This is a genomic window from Bacillus cereus group sp. N14 (assembly GCF_016483555.1).
Classification (GTDB): Bacteria; Bacillota; Bacilli; order Bacillales; family Bacillaceae_G; genus Bacillus_A; species Bacillus_A wiedmannii.
On record NZ_JAEHBQ010000002.1, the window covers coordinates 195,626 to 210,313 of the forward strand.

Below are 14,688 nucleotides of genomic sequence, written 5' to 3' on the forward strand. Positions count from 1 at the left end.
TTAATTTTGTAAGATAGCTTTTCTAGCTAATTCATCAGCAACTTTATTTTGACTACTTGGAATCCACTTAATAAAAAAGAGATCGAAACTTTTTATGTACTGTAATGCTTCTTCTAATAGTGGTGCAAACATTTTATTTTTTGCGTATTCTTTTTCGACAGCTCGCTCGACAAGTTGCGAATCTGTACGAAAAGAGACAATGTTATAATTATGCTCCGTGCAATATTTTAATGCCGCAAGTAAGGCGTGGTATTCTGCTTCATGATTGGACATTGTCCCAAGGGGCAATGATAATTGTACAGCTGGTTGCACCCCTTTAATAAACACTCCAGCACCAGAAGGACCAGGATTTCCTTTTGATGCACCATCAATATATACTTCAATCAAAATGAGAAACCTCCAAATTATAAGATGATCCCCTACTTATATGTTTCTTTGAAGTAGGGGATAGAGTACTTTAGCCGATTGTAATACTATAACGACATGTAAATGTTTCATTCGCTTGTAAAGATTGAATTCCTTTTTTTTCCTTGAAATCTTTTGCCGGATTTACTTCATCAGCAATACCGTACCAAGGTTCAATACATAAGAAAGGTGCGTTTTCGCCTGGTGTCCATACGCCAACAAATGGGAAGCCATCAAATTCTACTTTTACAAATTTATTATGTTTATGAGAACGAATAGAGATTTCATCCGTATTCATATTTTCAAAAATAAGCGCATCATTTTTGAATAAATCGTATGTAAGTGGTAATTCATTCGTATTTTCAGCGATTAATTGTTTTTTACTTGAAAGGTAAGGTCCTTCTAATACGCTTGTTTCTAAGCGTTCAGAACCATTAAATGATAAATGATAATCTGTAAATGATTCGCCCTCTAATAAGGGGAAGTTGAAACCAGGATGTGCTCCGATTGAGAAGAACATCTCTTTTGAAGTAGGGTTATTTACTTCATATGTTACATGAACGATTTGTCCGTCTAGCTCATAAGAAACGAGTAATTCGAATTCGTATGGGTATTTTTTTAATGTTTCTTCATTACTAGTTACAATATAAGTGATTTTCGTTTCACTTTGTTCTTGTACAGAGAATGTAAGATCACGAGCAAAGCCGTGTTGTGTTAAAGAATATGGTTTACCATCTACGTAGTATGTATTATCTACTAATCGGCCGACAATTGGGAATAAAATTGGTGCGCGGCGCCCCCAATAAGAAGAATCGCCTTGCCATAAGTATTCAGTGTTATCTTCTTTTAAGCGAACGCTTTGTAATTCTGCACCTTTGTCAGAAATGGAAACGACCACTTTTTCATTTTGAATTGTTGCTGTCATGAAGTGAAACCTCCTAAAACTTTCATATGTTTTATTATACGTTGTCTAAAAGAAAAAAGGTAGTTAATGATAGGAATCTATTGACGAGAGAGTGTGTATTGCGTAGAATATATTCTTGTTGCTTAAAAAACGAATAACGTGGTTCGAAACCATCCCACGTAAAAAAACTAAGGAGATTTTGTCATGAATATAAGAACATTAGTCGGTAATGGTATTTTAGCGGCATTATATATTGCTGTTTCTATGCTTATTCAGCCATTTGGCTTTACGAGTGTACAGTTTCGTATTTCAGAGATGTTTAATCATCTTGTTGTATTTAATAAAAAAGCAATTTACGGAATTGTATTAGGTGTATTTTTAACAAATCTCTTTTTCTCACCTATGATCGCTTACGATTTAGTATTTGGAGTAGGGCAATCTATACTTGCATTAGTTGCAACGATTATTTCTATGCGATTTATTAAAGGTGTTTGGGCTCGTATGATTTTTAATACAGTTATTTTTACAATTACAATGTTTATGATTGCAATTGAGCTTCATCTTGCATTTGATTTACCATTTATGTTGACTTGGTTAACATGTGCCATCGGTGAATTTGTTGTCATGGCAATTGGTATGCCTGTAATGTACTGGATTAATAAACGAGTACAATTTGAAAGATTTATGCAATAGATGAAAGAGCTATTCCTATAGGGATAGCTCTTTTTGTATGTAATCATATTGAATATAATGCTGTGACTCTTGATACAATATAATAAAATAAAGTGAGGCTTTCATTAGCTGACTACATATAAGAAGTCTTATATAAGGGGAATCTAGTATGAAATATAAAATTCATTGGTTGTATAAAACAAAGAGCGGATTGCAGACGGAATTAACGACAGATTATATGAACATAGAAGATGTATTGCAATTTGCAGAGGATTTCGAGAAAACAGGAAGAGTGAAAGAACTATCATTTTATGATGAAATGGATGCAGAATGGTCATTAAAGGAAATGAAAAAGCTGAGTAAACAAGTGGAGGAAGAGCTCCAAGAAATACTCGTTTATTTTGATGGCGGTTATGATGTACAGACGAAAGAAGCTGGAGTAGGTATATGTGTATACTATAAAAAAGGAAATACAAAATACCGAATTCGCCGTAATGCATATATAGAAGGTATATATGATAATAATGAAGCGGAATATGCATCATTACTATATGGCATGAATATACTCGAGGAATTTGGAATTAAGTATGAAGCAGTTACACTTCGCGGCGATTCTCAAGTTGTACTGCAGCAATTGGCTGGAGAATGGCCTTGTTATGATGAGCATTTAAATCATTACTTAGATCAAATTGAACAAAAAGCGAAGCAAATGAAATTAAAACTTGTATGTGAGCCGATATCTAGAAAACAAAATAAAGAAGCGCATCAATTAGCTACGCAAGCATTAGAAGGAACAGTCATTGATAGTCATAAAGAAATAACCGAATAGAGAGGTGCAAAGGTGGATAAAAAGCAACTCATTACAGAGGTAAATGACTTATTAGAAACGTATTGTGAAGGATGTTTCTTGCGAGAACATAATCGAAAGACAAATAGTAAGTATTCCGCTCATTCATTTTGTATACGACAATGTACAGTTGGAGAAACATTGAAAAAGTATGGGGAACAGTTATCATGAAAAACATCCAGAGAAAATTCTCTGGATGTTTTTTAGTGTCTTGCTTCATTTAATTGATGCTCGCATTTACTTAATTTCTTTTCCTCATTCATTAAAAATGGTTCATCTAAATCTGTCGCAACAGATTTCATAATTTCAAGCTGAGAGCGAGCGGCTTCTACAGCAGTAGTCGCATGCTCTAATGTATCTGGATCCATTGAAATTGTCGCTGACCCTACCATTTTTTGTGCTGTTTCTACACGGAATTTCACTTCTTCAAAATCATTTACTTCTGATCCCATTATTACTTCCTCCTTTGTATATTGCGCATTTCACATAGTTTTTGCTCTGTAAAACGGAAATATACAAAGGAATAACAAAGGAGGTTACCAAGTAAGGTAACCTCCTGTTATATGTTGGATTAAAGTTTTACTACGTTAGCAGCTTGAGGTCCGCGGTTTCCTTCAGTGATATCGAAAGATACTTCTTGACCTTCTTCTAAAGCTTTGTAGCCGTCACCTTGAATAGCAGAGAAATGTACGAATACATCGTCAGCGCCTTCCATTTCGATAAATCCAAAACCTTTTTCGTTGTTAAACCATTTTACTTTTCCTTGCATGTTACAATTCCTCCTAAAAACATTTGCTTTTTTCATTTAGTGAAATTCATTTGAAAGATAATATAAACTAAAAATGCTATAATATTGAATATTCTGCTAAATGATTAATTTAAATATACACGAATTGGTAGAAATTAGTCAAGTAAGCGATTTTATTTTTTTGTATTTTTAAATAATTTTTCAGCCGAATTTTTAAATAGGTATAGGACAGGCCGAGTATGTAATATTCTTAATTGAATGCTATACATAATGAGGTGAAAGAAAGAATGAATGAGTCTTATTTATTAGATAATGAAGGAATGAGAACGAGAACTGACATACCAAATTGGGTTGCAAAAGAATTTCAAAATTTTTCGAGTGTCGTGCTAGAACCAACTTTCCCATGTTATTTCGGCTTAACAGCTTTGAAAAAGAATGAACTTCGTTATTCGTTTCTCTCTCATAATGATTGGAGTCATTTGCCACATACAATGTTATCTTTTTTAGAGTTAATGAAAGAGCGCCCAATTGTAAGAAGAGGATTCTTTCTTTTTGTGGAACCGGAATGTGAGGAACAATCACTGGAATATTATCGTGATTACTTTTGGAAAGTACTACAATATTTACATGAAAACGATGACCAAACATGGCCGAAGCAAATTCCTGAAGACCCAGACCATTACTTATGGGAATTTTCATTTGGTGGTGAACCGATATTCGCATTTGGAAATGCGCCAGCTTATAAACAACGAAAAACTAGGCATTTAGGAAATTCTCTCGTTATTGGATTTCAACCGCGTACCATCTTTGATGGATTAGAAGGGGATCGCCCTAAAGGAGCATATTCAAGACAAACGGTCCGAGATCGAGTTGAAAAGTGGGATCAGCTGCCGAAACACCCTAACATTAGTCATTATGGTGATCCAGATCATCGCGAATGGAAACAATACTTCATAGGAGACGATGTAGAGCCGATAAAAGGAAAATGTCCTTTTCTTCATAAGTTAGAAAAGTAAGAGCCATCATCCAGATGGCTCTTTTGCATATTTTGGATAAAAAAGGGTATTTTAGTAGTAAATATTTTGATGAAAGCTAGTCTATTTTTAATCATTACATCATTACTTAATAGTAAAGGAAGTAGAAAGGATAGAGCGATGTTTGGAGCGATTATACAACAAATTGTATTAGGTATTTCATTAGCTGCGCCAGTAGGTCCGATTAATATTGAAATGTTAAAACGAGGAATTGAACGAGGTTTTTGGCATGCATGGGTTGTTGGAATTGGTGGAATGACTGCAGATATTTTGTTTATGCTTCTCATTTATTTCGGTTTATCTTCTGTGTTTATGTATACATATGTACAAGCTTTTATGTATTGTACAGGGTTTTTCTTATTATTTTATTTAGGATTTCAAAGTGTAAAACAAGGAATTTCCCAATCGAATATGGAATATAAAAAGGAAGAGGTAGGTGGCCTTAAACAATCGTTTATGGCAGGTTTTTTAATTGCGATATCCAATCCATTAAATCTTGTTTTTTGGTTTGGTATATACGGAAGTACACTTAGCTCATTGCTTACGAAGGTAACGAAACAAGAAGCCTTTTTGTACAGTCTTTGTATTATCGTTGGCATTATTTTATGGAATTTAAATATTGCTTTTTCTGTCCATTTTGGCAGAACTTTATTAAAGCAAAAAGCACTTGGCTATATAACAGCCGGAGCAGGTATTATTTTAGTAGGATATTCTATCCATTTTGCATACAAAGCTTTACAGTTGTTCACATAAGATTGAAGGGGAGATTTTTATGTATCGAACCACTATTGACGGAAAAGAAATTATTATTACGTTAGCACCAAAAATCCGAAAAGAAATTAATGATAGGAATCCACTATATGAAGCGGTATTTCATACTGCAGCAAGATTACTACAAACAAAGCAACCGACGTTTGCGGTAAATCATGAAATATTTGGGCTTATTATTGGAGAGGTACAAAGAGGAGAAGTAACAGTGTTTGCGGTGGAACATATTATTCCAAAGCAAAATATATTTGGATCGAACAATTTTTTCTCGACAATAGAGCAACAGGCAAATTTGTAAAGTGAATAGAATAAGAATAGAAAATAAAAGAAATAGTCGTAACGATATGTTGCGGCTGTTTTTTTGGAAAAGGGGGAAGGAAGATGAAGAGAGTGGGGAAAGAGTTCTTTTTACAACATGATATCGTTATTATGTATAGTATTTTATTTGTTTTTATCATTATTTTAAAAATGCAATTTTTCACATGGATCGGTATGTTAGCGTGTTTGTTTGGGATTGTTTTTTATACGCTTAACGAATATATGACACATCGGTTTTTATTTCACTTAAAGCCACCTAAAAACGTATTTTTATTAAAAATGTTAAGGAGATTACATTATGATCATCACGTATATCCAGATGATTTAAAACTATTATTTTTGCCTGTATGGTTTAGTATACCTAGTTTTACTATATATTTACTTATATCATACGCTATAACAAAAAGTGTTACTATTACACTTTCATTCGGAATTGGAATGATTATTATGCTTCTCGTTTATGAATGGAAACATTATATTGCACATAAGCCAATTCGTCCGTTCACTAAGTTTGGGCGATGGCTCAAAAAACAGCACATATTACACCATTATAAAAATGAAAAGTTTTGGTTTGGTGTTTCAAATCCCGTATTCGATTTCATATTTGGAACGCTTAAAGATGGAAAGGACGTTGAATTAAGCGAAACAGCTCGTAATTTAGAGAAAGAGAAAAAGACAGAAGTAGTGCGATAAGCACTACTTTTTTATTCTGTTTTAATGGGTATCAAATCTTGACTGGTATGAGATTGAAGTACGTAAATTTTATGTTGAAAAAGTATATTAAAAACTTAGGAGAAATTGCCGAAAAATGTCTATCGAAAAATCTTTGCAGGAATGTATGGATTGTCTAAAATGGAAATAAGTTTCTGAATATTTATAAAATTTAGCCTTTAGGTATGCAAGGGGGAATTGTATTTTCAGTAAGAGAGGGGAATGGGAATGAAAAGAGATGATACGTCAGCACGTAAGTTACAAAATGAAGTGAATTATACAGAGGTTGTTCAGTCAGAAGAATTTCAATTGCTATTAAATACGAAAAAGAAGTTTATCGTTCCGATGAGTATTTTCTTTTTAAGCTTCTTTATTGCATTACCTATTTTAACATCGTATTCAAAGGTGCTCAATACACCAGCATTTGGGGATGTTACGTGGGCATGGGTGTTTGCATTTGCGCAATTTATAATGACGTGGTCATTATGTATGATTTATAGCAAAAAAGCAGAATCCTTTGATGAAATCTCGCAAAAAATTCTACAAGATATGCAAAAAGGGAGGGGCTGACTTTGAATATAACCGCTTTTGCATTATTTTTAATCATCGTTCTTGGTACACTCGTCATAACTTATTTTGCGTCGAAGAAAACGAAAAATGCGAGTGAGTTTTATACAGCTGGAGGAGGATTAACTGGTTGGCAAAATGGTCTGGCCATTGCGGGAGATTACATGTCTGCTGCGTCATTTCTTGGTATAGCCGGAGCAATCGCATTAACTGGATTTGATGGATTCTTTTATAGTATCGGCTTTTTAGTTGCTTATTTAGTTGTCCTATACCTTGTTGCAGAACCGCTTAGAAATTTAGGGAAGTACACGTTAGCGGATATGATTGCGGCACGTTTTGATGCGAAAAAAGTTCGCGGCGTTGCAGCGCTTAATACGATGACGATTTCAATTTTTTATATGATTGCACAATTAGTTGGGGCTGGTGCACTTATTAAATTATTATTAGGGATCGAATACACGACATCAGTTTTAATCGTTGGTACATTAATGACAGTGTACGTTATTTTTGGCGGAATGACTGCGACGAGTTGGGTACAAATTGTTAAGGCTGTACTACTTATGGCTGGTACATTTATTATTTCTGTTATCGTTTTCTCAAAATTTAATTTTAGTGTGACTGAAATGTTCGCGCAAATGAAAACTGCTACTCCGTTAAAAGATTCGTTTTTAAATCCAGGAGTAAAGTATAAGGATGGTCTTGATACACTGTCTTTAAATTTAGGACTAGTTCTTGGTACTGCCGGATTACCCCATATTCTTGTTCGCTTTTTTACAGTACGTGATGCAAAAACGGCACGGCAATCTGTTGTGTACGCAACGTGGTTAATTGGCGCATTTTATATTATGACAATCTTCTTAGGATTTGGGGCAGCAGCATTTGTAGGGAATGAGGCAATTATGAAAGCAAACCCTGCTGGTAATATGGCAGCACCTTTATTAGCTAAAGCGTTAGGTGGAGATTTCTTATTTGCTTTCGTTTCAGCAATTGCCTTTGCAACTATTTTAGCTGTAGTGGCAGGCCTTGTATTAACAGCAGCATCAGCATTTGCACATGATTTTTATAATGAAATTATTCGCAAGGGGAAATCAACGGAAAAAGAGCAAGTGTCAATGGCTCGCTATGCGTCTATTGGGGTAGCGGTATTATCCATTATACTAGCGTTATTTGCTCAAACATTGAACGTAGCATTTTTAGTTTCATTAGCATTTGCAGTTGCAGCGAGTGCAAATCTACCAGTTATATTATTCACAATATATTGGAAGCGCTTCAATACAACAGGTGCTATTTCGGGTATGGTCGTTGGTCTTGTATCAGCAATTGTTCTCGTAGCATTAAGTCCAAATGTTTGGAACCCTGTAGCTGGAAAAGCTATATTTGTTGGGGAAGCGATTTTCCCATATACGACACCTGGAATTATTTCAATTCCGCTTGGATTCCTTGCAGCATATTTAGGAACCGTGTTATCTAGTAAGAAAGAAGATGCTGCGAAATTTGATGAGATTCTTGTAAAATCTAATACAGGTCATGGTGTTAGTGATGCGTCGTCACATTAAAAAGAGAAGGGCTTTTCGATATATAAGAAAAGCTCTTTTTTTCTTGTAAATATTACTGTATTGTAAGTAGGATTTTGTCTTAATTTTGTGGAATGAAAATAAGCAGGGAGAAAATTAAATCATCATGGCACCAGCGCAGCTTTTGTGAAAAATAAGTTGTTATGGAAGGTGGAAGAAATGATGAAAACGAAACAGACTGATGAATTATTAGCAAAAGATGAGCAATATGTTTGGCACGGAATGCGTCCCTTTAGTCCAAATAGTACAATGGTAGGGGCAAAAGCAGAAGGGTGCTGGGTTGAAGATATACAAGGAAAACGATATTTAGATGGTATGAGTGGTCTTTGGTGTGTGAATAGTGGATATGGCAGAAAAGAGCTCGCAGAGGCGGCTTATAAGCAATTACAAACATTATCATACTTTCCGATGTCACAATCGCATGAACCGGCTATAAAGCTTGCTGAAAAATTAAATGAGTGGCTTGGAGGAGAGTATGTTATTTTCTTCTCTAATAGTGGTTCGGAAGCGAACGAAACGGCTTTTAAAATAGCAAGGCAATACTATGCTCAAAAAGGTGAACCGCATCGTTATAAATTTATGTCGCGTTACCGCGGGTATCATGGAAATACAATGGCAACGATGGCAGCGACGGGACAAGCACAGCGTAGATATCAATATGAGCCATTTGCTTCAGGATTTTTACATGTAACGCCGCCAGATTGTTATCGTATGCCTGGAATAGAAAGAGAGAACATTTATGATGTAGAATGTGTAAAAGAAGTAGATCGCGTTATGACATGGGAATTAAGTGAAACGATTGCAGCTTTTATTATGGAACCAATTATTACGGGCGGAGGCATTTTAATGCCGCCACAAGACTATATGAAAGCTATTCATGAAACGTGTCAAAAACACGGTGCACTTCTCATTAGCGATGAAGTGATTTGCGGTTTCGGACGTACAGGAAAAGCATTTGGATTTATGAATTATGACGTTCAGCCAGATATTATTACGATGGCAAAAGGGATTACGAGTGCATATTTACCGTTATCAGCGACAGCTGTGAAAAAAGAAATATATGAAGCATTTAAAGGGAAGGGAGAATATGAATTCTTCCGTCATATTAATACATTTGGTGGAAATCCTGCGGCTTGTGCATTAGCGCTTAAAAACTTAGAGATTATGGAAAATGAAAATTTAATTGAGCGATCTGCACAAATGGGCTCGCTTTTATTAGAGCAATTAAAAGAGGAAATTGGAGAGCATCCACTTGTTGGGAATATTAGAGGGAAAGGTTTACTAGTTGGAATCGAACTAGTAAATGATAAAGAGACGAAAGAACCGATTGATAACGACAAAATTGCAAGTGTTGTAAATGCTTGTAAAGAAAAAGGCTTAATTATAGGACGAAACGGCATGACAACAGCAGGATATAATAACGTCTTAACATTAGCACCACCGCTTGTTATTTCAAGTGAAGAAATTGCTTTTGTTGTTGGAACGTTGAAGACAGCGATGGAACGCATTTAATGAATGAAGCGAGCTGTATATTACAGCTCGCTTTTGTTTAGTAGGAGGTTTTTTTTATGAAGAAATATGAGCCTAGTCAACATTATCACATCGGGTATTATGAAGATGGATACGATTTAGAAGTGACGGCGTACAAAAGAATAAATGAGCCAGTTTGGGATGCTTATATTCCGCACTATGAGGCAGACGACTTTTATAAAAAAGTGGAGGAAATGAAACTAGGTGAATATATAGATGAATACGGCATTATGGTGTATTCATTTAGTAATGATATTGATGATGAAGAAGCGCGAATTATTTTTGAAAACTGGTTAAAAAAGAATGGAATTGTTTAAAGATAAAATGAAAAAAGAGATTACTATCTTATAAGATAGTAATCTCTTTTTATTGTAGAAAGCTTATTTACTTGCTTTCATTGCTTTATCTTTAGCACCAAAAGTGTATTTTAACATTGGTGGTGTAATCATTGTAGTTAAAATAACGACAATAACGATAGCTGTAAAGTAATCTTGTGCTAATAGACCTGAAGAAAGTCCTGTGCCTGCGATGATAAGTGCAACTTCACCACGGGAAACCATTCCAGCACCGATAATGGCAGAAGACTTAGCGTCAAATCCAGTCATACGTGCACCAAATCCACAACCGATTAATTTCGTTAATACAGCGATTACTGTTAATGCTAGGATGAACCAAATTTGATTACCAATACCGTCAAATGTAATATTCATACCGATACTTACGAAGAACACTGGAACGAACATAGCGTAAGCAATTGGTTCTACTTTCTTTTCTACTTCATGTTTGTAGTTCGTTTGAGAAATAGCGATACCAGCTGCGAAAGCACCGATAATACCAGCAATTCCTAATAATTCACCGAAGTATGCGAATGAGAAACAGATGATAAGAGCCGCGCTCACGATAGACTCAGATACGCGAAGTGGTGATAACCAACGCATGATCGCAGGAACACCTTTCCATCCGATTAAAATAATAGAAGCGAAGAATACAACTTTCTTCAAGATAACCATTGTTAAGTTAACATCGTCTGTACCTAAGAAGCTCATTGCAAATGCTAATAAAATAACAACAAGAATGTCATCAAATACAGCCGCGCCCAGCATAGTTGTACTTTCACGTGTTTTCATCTTTCCTAAATCACGAAGCGTTTGTACGGAAATACTAACACTTGTCGCACATAGAAGTAATCCTAAAAATACAGCATTTCCTTGTTCCATTCCCATAACAAGACCAGAAACGTAACCACCTACGAATGGAAGAATGATACCTCCAAGTGCAACTGCTAAAGAAGAATTACGATTTGCGTTTAATTCCTCTAAGTCTGTTTCAAGACCAGCCATAAACATTAAAAGAATAACCCCAACATTACTTAATTGTGTTAGAAGCTCTGAATTTTCAATCCAACCTAATATAGCTGGACCGATAACGATACCGACAATTAATTTACCTAGTACAGAAGGTTGACCTAATCTAACACTAAGATCACCAGCAAGCTTTGTACTTAATAAAATAAGTGCAATTTGAAAGAAAAATTCGAAATCCATCGGATCCTCTCCTCATCATTTTTATTTTTATCATACGATTTCTCGGAATTTGCCTAATGAAAATATGTAAAACCCATTAAACAAAGGGTCTGATTACAAGTTCTTTTGAACTCGTAATTTGAACCTGTAATTAATATATAATAAATTTTATTAAAAATCAATGGAAAAATGGGAGCTTTTTTAGAGAGAAACTTTGTTATTGGGTTTATAGCTAAAGAGTAGCGCGTGTATTTTATACTCATGAAGTAGTATGAAGTGCATTTTCATTACAAATAATAAAGCCTAAATACAATTTCACGAATTATAACTGTGAAAGGGAGGCTTATCATTTGAAGTCATTAAAAAACAACTTGTCTATTGTTGCTTTAGGTGGAGTAAATGAAATAGGGAAAAATATGTATGCTATTCAATATGAAAATGATATTGTCGTTATTGATTGCGGATCTAAATTTCCAGATGAAAGTTTATTAGGAATTGATTTAATAATTCCAGACGTCACATACTTGCAAGAGAATAAAGAAAAAATTCGAGGGTTAGTAGTGACACATGGGCATGAGGATCATATTGGCGGAATACCATATTTTTTAAAACAACTAAACGTACCAATATATGCGACGAAGTTAACGTTAGGTTTAATTGAAATTAAATTAAAGGAACATAATCTTCAAAATGATACAGAATTAATCGTTATTCATTCAGAATCAGAAATTGATTTTGCTTCTATTAAGACGACCTTTTTTAAAACGAATCATAGTATTCCAGATTGTCTCGGTATTGCTTTCCATACACCAGAAGGTACTGTAGTACATACAGGTGATTTTAAATTTGATTTAACACCAGTAAACAATCAATATCCTGATATTCATAAAATGGCTAAAATAGGTAGTGAAGGTGTGCTAGCTTTACTATCTGAAAGTACAAATGCAGAACGACCAGGTTTTACTCCATCAGAGAGATCGGTAGGAGAACGGATAGAGGAAATATTTATGAAAGCAAATAGAAAAGTGATTATTTCTACGTTTGCTTCTAATGTGAATCGTGTTCAGCAAATAGTTGAAGCTTGTATAAGAACAAATCGAAAGCTGGCTTTGCTCGGTAGAAGTATGGTAAATGTAGTAGAAGTTGCTCTAGAGAAAGGCTATTTACATATTCCAGAAGGTATGTTAATTGAAGCAAATGAGGTAAACAGTTTAGACCCAATGCAGGTCGCAATACTTTGTACAGGAAGTCAAGGAGAACCAATGGCAGCTTTAGCGCGCTTAGCTAGTGGAAACTATAGACAAGTTAATATTTTACCAGAAGATACTGTTATTATAGCCGCGACTCCTATTCCAGGAAATGAACGTAACGTTTCGCGAATTATCGATAATTTATTTGCATTAGGAGCAAAAGTGATTTACGGATCAGGTAGTTCTACGGGAGTCCATGTATCCGGTCATGCATATCAAGAAGAGTTGAAGTTAATGCTCACGTTAATGAAGCCAAAATATTTTATCCCAATTCATGGGGAGTTTAGAATGCTACATCACCATAGTTTGTTAGCAGAATCAATTGGTGTCGAAAAAGAAAATATATTTATCGTTCGTAATGGAGATGTTGTAGATATAAGTAATGAAGTGGCAATTCAGTCTAGAAAAATACAGGCAGGAAATATATATGTAGATGGATTAGGAATTGGAGATGTTGGAAATGCATTATTGCGTGATCGTAAACAACTTTCAGAAGATGGAATGCTCGTAATAGTTATTACTTTTAATAAAGTGGATGGAGAAATTATTTCAGGTCCTGATATTATTTCTCGTGGATTTGTCTATGTTCGTGATTCAGAAGAATTTTTGAAGGAATTAAATAAATTAGCTGTTATTACAATTAATAATTTAAAGAAAGAGAATGTGAATAGCTGGGGTATTTTAAAAAGAGAGGTAAGGGAAGCTTTAGGGAAGTATATATATACTAGTACGAAAAGAAAGCCGATGATTCTTCCTATAATAATAGAGGTTTAATAATGAATAAAAAGAATTCTCGTATGGGAATTCTTTTTTGTTTTGAAGACAGAATGAACATATAATGAAATAAATAGAAATGGAAGGAAATAAAAGATGTTACTAAATAAACGTTTTACAATTGGAGAAATGGCAAAAATGCATAATATAGCGGAATCTACTTTGCGGTATTATGATGAAAAGGGGATTTTTCATCCGTCCATTGTGGACCCGCAAACAAATTATCGCTATTACACAATCGATCAATTTTCACTATTAGATACGATAAAATTTTTACGCCAATTAAATATTCCATTAAAGGAAATTAAGAAATATATTGATGAAAGAAATCCAGCATACGCACTCAATTTACTGGAAAAACAACAAGAAATGATGTTGAAAAAACAAAGAGAAATTGAGTATGCTTTGGCGAAAATGGAACATAGAATTCATTTAATTAAGGAAGCAACAAAAGCAAAAGCTGAACAAATGGTAATTAAAGAGATCCCGCAGCGAAACATTACAGCAATTGCGGTTGCCCCGAATACGACGGATGATATGTTTGAGTACTATATTCATTCGTTGCAAAAAAATATGAAGCAAATGGATGATAGCTTATTTTCTGGAGATATCGGTGTAACGGTGGCAAAAAAAGGATTAATGCAAAATGAGTTTCAAGCATATAGCAGTGTTTTTATTCTTTTGGATTACATGCCTTTTCAAATACATAGTTCAGATGAAATTAAAGAAGGCATATTTGCCTGTGTATATCACCATGGCCCATATGAAGAAACGGATGAAACATATAAGAAGTTAATGAAATATATTGATCAAGAAGGGTACGAAGTAAGTGGAGATGCGATTGAGATTGCATTAATTGATTGGTCTGTCACAGACAATCCAGAGGAACAAGTAACAGAAATTCAAATTCCTATAATGAAAAAATAAAGCAATAAGATATAGGACCCGTATCATTACAAATTGGCATCAAACACAATAATTCAGTTACCTATTTTTTAATTCTCTATTGACCTTCAAGTAACTTAAAGGTTTAAACTATGAACAGAGCATTGAAAAAGGAGCA

General features: G+C 34.5%; 18 protein-coding genes and 1 riboswitch. Of the genes, 13 read left to right on the forward strand and 5 right to left on the reverse strand.

The window, feature by feature from the left end:
* On the reverse strand, positions 1-387 hold the full coding sequence (locus JDS82_RS04375; protein ID WP_000573873.1) for a reverse transcriptase-like protein: 387 nt from the start codon (positions 385-387) through the stop codon (positions 1-3).
* 70 nt (positions 388-457) lie between these two features.
* Complete coding sequence (locus JDS82_RS04380; RefSeq protein ID WP_000127433.1) at positions 458-1,330, reverse strand: aldose 1-epimerase family protein; 873 nt, start codon at positions 1,328-1,330, stop codon at positions 458-460.
* A 132-nt stretch (positions 1,331-1,462) separates the two neighbouring features.
* A riboswitch (PreQ1 riboswitch) is annotated at positions 1,463-1,507 on the forward strand.
* 6 nt (positions 1,508-1,513) lie between these two features.
* Here JDS82_RS04380 and JDS82_RS04385 point away from each other — a divergent pair.
* From JDS82_RS04385 to JDS82_RS04395, 3 genes are all read left to right on the forward strand, one after another.
* Complete coding sequence (locus JDS82_RS04385) at positions 1,514-2,002, forward strand: QueT transporter family protein (protein WP_001026482.1); 489 nt, start codon at positions 1,514-1,516, stop codon at positions 2,000-2,002.
* A 148-nt stretch (positions 2,003-2,150) separates the two neighbouring features.
* Entirely contained in the window at positions 2,151-2,810 is a 660-nt protein-coding gene (locus JDS82_RS04390; RefSeq protein ID WP_048566807.1) for a ribonuclease H family protein, read from the forward strand.
* 12 nt (positions 2,811-2,822) lie between these two features.
* The gene (locus JDS82_RS04395; protein ID WP_199712758.1) at positions 2,823-2,999 is read left to right on the forward strand and encodes a zinc-finger domain-containing protein; all 177 of its coding nucleotides are present in this window, start codon (positions 2,823-2,825) and stop codon (positions 2,997-2,999) included.
* 32 nt (positions 3,000-3,031) lie between these two features.
* Here the strand turns inward: JDS82_RS04395 and JDS82_RS04400 are convergent, their stop codons facing one another.
* Together JDS82_RS04400 and cspB are read right to left on the reverse strand one after the other, a co-directional pair.
* Positions 3,032-3,280, reverse strand: coding sequence for a DUF2564 family protein (locus JDS82_RS04400; protein WP_000534395.1), 249 nt, complete (start codon positions 3,278-3,280; stop codon positions 3,032-3,034).
* 119 nt (positions 3,281-3,399) lie between these two features.
* Positions 3,400-3,597 (reverse strand): cold shock-like protein CspB, encoded by a 198-nt coding sequence (cspB, locus tag JDS82_RS04405; RefSeq protein WP_001161731.1) that lies wholly within the window; start codon positions 3,595-3,597, stop codon positions 3,400-3,402.
* Positions 3,598-3,863: 266 nt separating this feature from the next.
* Between cspB and JDS82_RS04410 the strand changes: the two genes are divergently transcribed.
* The 8 genes from JDS82_RS04410 to JDS82_RS04445 all read left to right on the forward strand — a co-directional run bounded on the left by JDS82_RS04410 (position 3,864) and on the right by JDS82_RS04445 (position 10,395).
* Complete coding sequence (locus tag JDS82_RS04410) at positions 3,864-4,592, forward strand: YqcI/YcgG family protein (RefSeq protein ID WP_001005942.1); 729 nt, start codon at positions 3,864-3,866, stop codon at positions 4,590-4,592.
* Between the two features lie 138 nt (positions 4,593-4,730).
* A complete protein-coding gene (locus tag JDS82_RS04415; protein ID WP_042515516.1) occupies positions 4,731-5,363 on the forward strand; it encodes a LysE family transporter in 633 nt (210 codons plus the stop codon).
* 19 nt (positions 5,364-5,382) lie between these two features.
* Positions 5,383-5,676, forward strand: a complete 294-nt coding sequence (locus tag JDS82_RS04420; protein WP_048561295.1) for a hypothetical protein — start codon at positions 5,383-5,385, stop codon at positions 5,674-5,676.
* Positions 5,677-5,759: 83 nt separating this feature from the next.
* A complete protein-coding gene (locus tag JDS82_RS04425; protein WP_048561294.1) occupies positions 5,760-6,389 on the forward strand; it encodes a sterol desaturase family protein in 630 nt (209 codons plus the stop codon).
* A 246-nt stretch (positions 6,390-6,635) separates the two neighbouring features.
* Complete coding sequence (locus JDS82_RS04430; protein ID WP_000817375.1) at positions 6,636-6,977, forward strand: DUF485 domain-containing protein; 342 nt, start codon at positions 6,636-6,638, stop codon at positions 6,975-6,977.
* Between the two features lie 2 nt (positions 6,978-6,979).
* Positions 6,980-8,530 (forward strand): solute symporter family protein, encoded by a 1,551-nt coding sequence (locus JDS82_RS04435; RefSeq protein ID WP_001027730.1) that lies wholly within the window; start codon positions 6,980-6,982, stop codon positions 8,528-8,530.
* A gap of 180 nt (positions 8,531-8,710) precedes the next feature.
* Positions 8,711-10,060 carry an aspartate aminotransferase family protein gene (locus JDS82_RS04440; RefSeq protein WP_075308845.1) on the forward strand — a complete coding sequence of 450 codons (1,350 nt, stop codon included), beginning with the start codon at positions 8,711-8,713 and terminating at the stop codon, positions 10,058-10,060.
* A 56-nt stretch (positions 10,061-10,116) separates the two neighbouring features.
* A complete protein-coding gene (locus tag JDS82_RS04445; protein ID WP_064470769.1) occupies positions 10,117-10,395 on the forward strand; it encodes a DUF3986 family protein in 279 nt (92 codons plus the stop codon).
* Positions 10,396-10,458: 63 nt separating this feature from the next.
* Here JDS82_RS04445 and JDS82_RS04450 read toward each other — a convergent pair whose 3' ends face one another.
* Complete coding sequence (locus JDS82_RS04450; protein WP_048543422.1) at positions 10,459-11,622, reverse strand: cation:proton antiporter; 1,164 nt, start codon at positions 11,620-11,622, stop codon at positions 10,459-10,461.
* A gap of 329 nt (positions 11,623-11,951) precedes the next feature.
* Between JDS82_RS04450 and JDS82_RS04455 the strand changes: the two genes are divergently transcribed.
* Together JDS82_RS04455 and JDS82_RS04460 are read left to right on the forward strand one after the other, a co-directional pair.
* The gene (locus tag JDS82_RS04455; protein ID WP_098057654.1) at positions 11,952-13,625 is read left to right on the forward strand and encodes a ribonuclease J; all 1,674 of its coding nucleotides are present in this window, start codon (positions 11,952-11,954) and stop codon (positions 13,623-13,625) included.
* 96 nt (positions 13,626-13,721) lie between these two features.
* Complete coding sequence (locus JDS82_RS04460; RefSeq protein WP_199712759.1) at positions 13,722-14,552, forward strand: MerR family transcriptional regulator; 831 nt, start codon at positions 13,722-13,724, stop codon at positions 14,550-14,552.
* Positions 14,553-14,688: the final 136 nt, after the last annotated feature.

Bases quoted from the DNA above. Each gene is read 5' to 3' on its own strand.
- JDS82_RS04450 (WP_048543422.1), bottom strand. From the start codon at position 11,622: ATGGATTTCGAATTTTTCTTTCAAATTGCACTTATTTTATTAAGTACA.
- JDS82_RS04415 (WP_042515516.1), top strand. From the start codon at position 4,731: ATGTTTGGAGCGATTATACAACAAATTGTATTAGGTATTTCATTAGCT.
- cspB (WP_001161731.1), bottom strand. From the start codon at position 3,597: ATGCAAGGAAAAGTAAAATGGTTTAACAACGAAAAAGGTTTTGGATTT.
- JDS82_RS04385 (WP_001026482.1), top strand. From the start codon at position 1,514: ATGAATATAAGAACATTAGTCGGTAATGGTATTTTAGCGGCATTATAT.
- JDS82_RS04420 (WP_048561295.1), top strand. From the start codon at position 5,383: ATGTATCGAACCACTATTGACGGAAAAGAAATTATTATTACGTTAGCA.
- JDS82_RS04460 (WP_199712759.1), top strand. From the start codon at position 13,722: ATGTTACTAAATAAACGTTTTACAATTGGAGAAATGGCAAAAATGCAT.
- JDS82_RS04445 (WP_064470769.1), top strand. From the start codon at position 10,117: ATGAAGAAATATGAGCCTAGTCAACATTATCACATCGGGTATTATGAA.
- JDS82_RS04430 (WP_000817375.1), top strand. From the start codon at position 6,636: ATGAAAAGAGATGATACGTCAGCACGTAAGTTACAAAATGAAGTGAAT.
- JDS82_RS04400 (WP_000534395.1), bottom strand. From the start codon at position 3,280: ATGGGATCAGAAGTAAATGATTTTGAAGAAGTGAAATTCCGTGTAGAA.
- JDS82_RS04380 (WP_000127433.1), bottom strand. From the start codon at position 1,330: ATGACAGCAACAATTCAAAATGAAAAAGTGGTCGTTTCCATTTCTGAC.
- JDS82_RS04425 (WP_048561294.1), top strand. From the start codon at position 5,760: ATGAAGAGAGTGGGGAAAGAGTTCTTTTTACAACATGATATCGTTATT.
- JDS82_RS04440 (WP_075308845.1), top strand. From the start codon at position 8,711: ATGAAAACGAAACAGACTGATGAATTATTAGCAAAAGATGAGCAATAT.
- JDS82_RS04390 (WP_048566807.1), top strand. From the start codon at position 2,151: ATGAAATATAAAATTCATTGGTTGTATAAAACAAAGAGCGGATTGCAG.
- JDS82_RS04410 (WP_001005942.1), top strand. From the start codon at position 3,864: ATGAATGAGTCTTATTTATTAGATAATGAAGGAATGAGAACGAGAACT.